The organism is Streptomyces sp. NPDC054840, from assembly GCF_053611065.1.
This window is the reverse complement of the sequence record NZ_JBSGZP010000488.1, coordinates 1-5,675: the sequence shown is the minus strand read 5'-3', so window position 1 is coordinate 5,675 and position 5,675 is coordinate 1. Positions and strand designations below refer to the sequence as shown.

5 protein-coding genes are annotated in these 5,675 nt (G+C 74.0%); all 5 read right to left on the bottom strand.

All coding sequences use genetic code 11. The features are described from left to right. Window positions 1-142: 142 nt before the first annotated feature. Window positions 143-1,201 (bottom strand): 3-oxoacyl-ACP synthase III family protein, encoded by a 1,059-nt coding sequence (locus tag ACWGIU_RS27615; protein ID WP_453710190.1) that lies wholly within the window; start codon window positions 1,199-1,201, stop codon window positions 143-145. Then, window positions 1,198-1,890 carry an HAD family hydrolase gene (locus ACWGIU_RS27610; RefSeq protein WP_453710188.1) on the bottom strand — a complete coding sequence of 231 codons (693 nt, stop codon included), beginning with the start codon at window positions 1,888-1,890 and terminating at the stop codon, window positions 1,198-1,200. The genes ACWGIU_RS27615 and ACWGIU_RS27610 overlap by 4 nt, the downstream gene beginning before the upstream one ends. After that, window positions 1,887-2,978, bottom strand: a complete 1,092-nt coding sequence (locus ACWGIU_RS27605; protein WP_453710187.1) for a ScbA/BarX family gamma-butyrolactone biosynthesis protein — start codon at window positions 2,976-2,978, stop codon at window positions 1,887-1,889. The genes ACWGIU_RS27610 and ACWGIU_RS27605 overlap by 4 nt, the downstream gene beginning before the upstream one ends. Window positions 2,979-3,042: 64 nt before the next feature. After that, entirely contained in the window at window positions 3,043-4,086 is a 1,044-nt protein-coding gene (locus tag ACWGIU_RS27600) for a ketoacyl-ACP synthase III family protein (protein WP_453710185.1), read from the bottom strand. Next, a partial coding sequence (locus tag ACWGIU_RS27595) for an FAD-dependent oxidoreductase (RefSeq protein WP_453710183.1) occupies window positions 4,083-5,675 on the bottom strand: 1,593 nt, incomplete at its 5' end. The genes ACWGIU_RS27600 and ACWGIU_RS27595, both read right to left, overlap by 4 nt.

Here is a 5,675-nt window from a genome sequence, read left to right as displayed (position 1 = left end):
GGGCGGCGGCGGCCCCCCGGGCGGGGGGCCGCGGGGCGGGGGCGGGGGGGGGGTGCGGCGGGCCCCCCGCGCCCCGGGCGCCGGGGGCGGGGCCGCGCGGGGGGTGGGCGGCCCCCCCGGCGGGGGGAAGGGGGGCGGGGTCTCAGTTCGCGGCGGCGGCCAGGAGGCGGGGTGCGGCCGCGTGGGCGGTGGGGGCCCAGTTGAGGAGGGTGGAGCCCACCGACATGCCACCGCCGAAGCCGGACAGGAGTACCACGTCGTCCTCGGCGAGCAGGCCCCGCCGGTGGATCTCGTCGAGGGTGATGGCGATGGACGCGGCGCCGGTGTTGCCGTACCGGGCCAGCTCCAGGTGGAGGGCGGCGTTGTCCAGGCCGAGCGCCGGCCATACCTCGCCGATCATGACCGCGTTGGCCTGGTGCGGGACGAAGTGGTCGACGGAGCCCGCCGGCAGCCCTGTACGGGCCAGCAGCCCGGCGACGGCCGCGGGGAGGTTCTCCTGGACGAAGGCGCGTACGGCGCGGCCGTCCATGCGGAAGTGGTGCGCGCCCTCCTCCAGGGTCCGGGCGGAGGCCGGGCGGCGGCTGCCGCCGGCCGGGACGCCGATCAGTTCGTGCTGGTCGCCGCGGGTCAGCAGGCTGGTGCCGAGCAGGCCGTGGCCGGAGGGTGAGGGGCCGAGGACGGCGGCGCCCGCTCCGTCGCCGAAGAGGATGGCCGTCTTGCGGTCGGTGTGGTCCAGGATGCGTGAGTAGATGTCCGCGCCGATCACCAGGCCGTGGGCGTCGCCGGGTTCGGCGCGCAGGAGGCGTTCGGTGACCGTCAGCCCGCAGACGAAGCCGCTGCAGACGGAGTTGATGTCGAAGGCGGCGGCGTTGACGGCGCCGAGCAGGTGCTGGACCACCGCGGCGGTGGCGGGCTGGGGCTGGTCGGGGGTGGAGGTGGCGACCACGATGTACGAGAGGTCGTGCGGGCGGATGCCTGCCTGTTCCAGGGCCCGGCGGCCCGCGTGGGCGGCGAGGTCGGAGGTGGCTTCGTGCGGGGCGGCCCGGCGGCGTTCGCGGATGCCGGTCTTGCGCACGATCCATTCGTCGCTCACTCCGGTGGTGCTCGCCACCTCGTCGTTGCCGACGATCCGCTCGGGCAGGTAGGAGCCGGTGGCCAGGACTGCTGTCGGGTGTGCCGTTTCGTGGGGTCTGTTCGTCACGTTCTCGTCTCCTGGTGTCGGGGCTCGGCGGCTGCTCGTGTGGCGGGCAGCCGCTCCCATCCGGCCAGCTGCGCGTGGGCGGTGAGTACGGGGTCCGAGCCGACGACCACCGGGCGGCCGACGGAGCGGAGCAGGTCGAGGTCGCTGCTGTGGTCCCCGTAGGCCGAGCAGTGGGCGAGGTCGAGGCCGCGGATCGCGGCGACGGCGTGGGCGGTGCGGCCCTTGGCCGCGCCGATCAGCGGGGTGACCACCTCGCCGGTGAGGAGGCCGTTGCGGATCACGGGCCGGGTGCCGTAGGCCCGGTCGGCGCCGAGGTGTTCGGCGATCGGGTCCAGGCAGGCGAAGAAGGACCCGGAGATCAGGACGGTCAGGTCGCCGTTGCGGCGGTGTGCGTCGAAGCGGGCGGTGGGGGCCGGGATGAAGGGCCCGTCGGTCAGTTCGTGGGCGAACCAGGCTCGGCCGGAGGCTGCCAGGGATGCCGCGCTCTCCCCCGCGTAGAGGCGGTAGTACCGGCGGTTGACCTCGGCGCGCGGATGTCCTTCGGCTGCGGCACGGTGAAGAGTGCCGGAGAGGCGCTCGTAGGTGCCGGGGGCCGCTCCCCGGCGTTCCAGGTGGAACGCCAGGAAGCGGAACATGGTCTTGAAGCCGATGAGTGTCTCGTCGACGTCGAAGAAGGCGGCGGTGCTCATCGCGGGGTCCGGACCCGGGCGAGGTCGAGCGTCAGCAGGCACAGGCTCTCGCCGTCCTGGTGGGCCTCGACGCGCACCGGTACGCGGTCGGTGTCGGGCGTGTTCTCGTCGCCGAGCTCGACGATGCCGCCCTGGGTGTAGTAGGAGGCGGGCTCGCCCGGGCGGCCGGCGTCGCGGCGTTCGCCGACGACCGCGGTGAGGGTGGCCGGGCTGTCGAGTTCGCCGAACCGGCTGAAGGTCACCGCCAGGCCGGTGGGGTAGGTGCGGGACGGCGACATGCCGCGCACGTCGAGTGCTCCGTAGAGGGCGATCTGGCGGGCGGCCTCGGCGATGACCATGCCGGGCAGGTGGTCCTGCGGGTGGTCGAACATGCTGGGGTGGCTGCCAGGGGTGCGGATCCCGGCGGTCAGGGTGTCTCCGGCGACCTCGATGCCGGTGAGGACGACGTTGTCGGCGTTGGCCCGGCCCACGCGGTACGGCTCGACCGGTGCGCCGGTGGCGGTGCCCGGTGCCGGGTGGTCGGCGGAGGAGGGCAGCGGTCTCTGGTCGCGGTTGCGCAACCGGAGCGCGGTGTAGGACTCGGGGGACTTGAAGCGCAGGCCGATGCCGGCGCGGCCGATGCTGACGTCGCCGACGCGCAGGTCCACGTCGTAGTCGAGGCCGTTCGTGCTGCCTTCGCGGACGTAGTGGTTGCTGGTGGTGACGTGGAGGGTCAGCTGGCAGGGGGTGGGGCCGACGGCTATCCGGTCGGGGCGGGAGAGGTGGACGCGCAGGTGGGTGAGGATGAACTTGTGCGTCCGGGGTACTGCGAAGTAGGCGTGGGCGCCGGCCAGTGCGGCCTGCCGGCAGGCTTCCAGCAGCAGGACCGGGTCGTAGACGTTGGGGTTCAGCAGGTGGTCGCCGTAGTAGGCGTGGGAGCGCGGCAGTTGGGCCGCGGCGACGTACGAGGCTCCGCCGAGGGGCTGGAGGTCGGTGAGGAAGACTTCGCCGAGCGAGTCCCGGTGGACCAGTGTGCGGTCGACGGTACGGCTGTAGCTCAGCTCAAGTGCGGCGAGGTCCTGTTCCAGCGGCGAGGGTGCGGTGGTCACGTGCGGAACCTGCTTTCTCGGGTGGTGTGCTGTTTCTGCTGCTTCTTCGTCGTCGTCCGGTCGGTCAGCGGCGTTCCAGGAGTACTCCCGTCCAGGTGAATCCGGCTCCCGCGCCCAGCAGGAGGATGCGGTCGCCCGTGTCGAAGGTGTGGTGGCGCTCGAGGTGGTCGAGGCCGGCGATCTGGTCGCCGCTGCCGAGGTGGCCGACGGTGGCGCCGAAGTCCCACAGGGATTTCTCGGCGCCGCCGGGGAATTCGGGGAAGTAGTTCTCCTGCAGCAGGGGCAGGCCCAGGTTGGGGTAGACGACGCGGCGCAGTGCGGGGTCCGTGCCGGAGGGCAGGAGGGTCCGGCGGATCTCGCGGACCGCTCGGCGGGTGGCTTCGCGCAGGCTGTCGGTGCCGTGGGCGGCGAGGTAGCGCTTCTTGGCGGCGCGCACGTCGTGTTCGGTGCCGAACAGGGCGCGTGTCTCGGGGGCCGGTTCGTCGAGGCGGTGCAGTCCTTCGAGTTCCGGGTCGCTGACGCTGTGGGTGGTCAGGACGCGCCAGCCGGGTGCGTCGGGGGCGGGGGTGTCGGCGGTCAGGACGGCGGCGGCCGCTCCGTCGCCGTAGACGATGCCGTAGTCGGCGGTGAACCGGTCGAAGCCGGAGGCGGCGAAGCGGTCGGTGGCCACGATGAGGGCGTTGCGGCGGCCGCGGGCGGAGAGGAGGCCGGCGGCGAGGTCGAGGACGAGGAGCTGTGCGTTGCAGCCCTGGGCGACGGTGAAGGGCAGGGCGCGGGTGGCGCCGAGGCGGGACTGGAGCCAGGAGGCCGGGGACCACAGGCGCTGGTGGCCGTGGCGGTGGATGGCGGTGACCGCGATGAGGTCGATCTCCTGCGGTTCGGTTCCGGCGCGGGCCAGGGCCCGCTGGGCGGCGACGAGGGCCATGTCGCCGGGGTAGAGGGTCTCCTCGGCGGCGATGGTGCGGTAGCCGGTGGCGCGGATGCGTTCGGCGTCGGGGTCGGGGTGGCGGGCGGCTTCGGCGCTCAGGTCGAGGCGCTGCTCGGGGAGGTAGCTGCCCGTGCCGGCGATGCTGATGCCGGACGGGGGGCGGGGTGGGGCTGTGGTCATGCCGCCTCCTTCTCGGTTTCGGCGGTGGCGCCGGTGGTGGCGTCCGGGTCGGCGGTCAGGGTGCGGGCGACGTGGCCGTCGGGGCGGACGAGGACGGCGGTGGCGCCGGCGGGGAGCCAGGCGCGCTGTGCGGGGGTGAGTTCCGCGGTGCGGGTGCGCGGGGGCAGGAGGGTCTTGTCGGGCTGGGCGCCAGGCAGGTGCAGCCAGGTGTGGTGGCCGGGTTCGGGGCGGTGGCCGGGGACGCGGGCGCCGGGGTGCAGCCGGTGGCCGGTGCGGGGTGGCAGGACAGGGTGTTCGGGGGTGGGGCCGGTGGGTGCCGTGGCGGTGGGTGCGGGGGCCGGACGGTAGTGGAGGTAGAGCTGGCTCCAGGCTTCCGCGTATCCGGTCAGCGCCTCCTGTACGGAGCTTCGTGCCGTTGCGGTCGTGGCGCGGCGCATCGCGTCGAGGAGTCCGAGGACGCCGGTCGTGCGGGCGACTTCGGCGGCGGCGGCGCGGCGTTCGCGGTCGTAGTCGGCCAGGAGGGGGGCCTGGGAGCCGGCCAGGAGGGCGGTCAGGCGCCAGGCCAGCGCCCAGGCGTCGCCGAAGCCGGTGTTCATGGCCTGGCCGCCGGCGGGTGAGTTGAGGTGGGCGGCGTCTCCGGCCAGGACGGTCCGGCCGGAGGTGAAGCGTTCGGCGAGCCGTTCGTGGACCTGGTAGTGGGCGATGCGGTCGACGCGCTCGAACCGCAGGGCGGGTCCGAAGCCCAGGGTGTCGACGGTGGCCTGGAAGTGCTGGGTGCTCAGTTCGCTGTCGCGGTCGAGTGATTCGGGCGAGACGGGCCCGGCGATGCGTACGGTGCCCTGCGGCAGCGGCAGCAGGGAGACCGCGCCGGCTGGGCCGATGTACATGGCGGAGGCGTCCGGGTCGGCGGGAAGGAGCGGGGCGCCTTCGGCGAGGAGGTAGCTCATGGGGTAGGTGATGCCGGGGAAGTCGATGCCCAGGGCGGTGCGGACCGCGCTGCCGGCGCCGTCGGCTCCCACGAGGTGGCGGGCGGTGATCGTGTGCGGGCCGCCGCCTGTGACGGTCTCGGCGGTGATGCCGTGCTCGTCCTCCTGGTGGCCGGCGTAGCGCAGGCCGCGCAGGAGCCGGCCGCCGGTGGCGGTGAACCGGTCGGCGAGGACCGCTTCGACCTCGGGCTGCGGGACGTTCACGTAGTAGGGGAAGGCGGTGTCGAGGCCGGTGAAGTCCACGGTGAACAGGGCTTCGTGGCGGGTGTGGAAGTCGATGCGGGTCTGGCGCACGCCCCTGTCCTCGACGGCGGTGCGCAGGCCCAGGCCGGCCAGCATCTCCAGTGCGGCCGCGTGCACCATGACCGCGCGGGTGCGGGGGTCGATGGTGTCGCGCTGTTCGATGACGGTGCACTCGACGCCGTGGTGGCGCAGGAGGCAGCCGAGCATCAGTCCGGTCGGGCCGGCGCCGACGACCAGGACGTCGGTGGTGCGGTGGTCGGCCGCCCGGGTGCTCGGGGTGTTCCGGTTCATCGGTTCGTCGCCTTTCTCTGCGGAGGGGCGGGCGTGGCCGTCGCCGGGGGCTCCGGGGGTGGTGTAGCC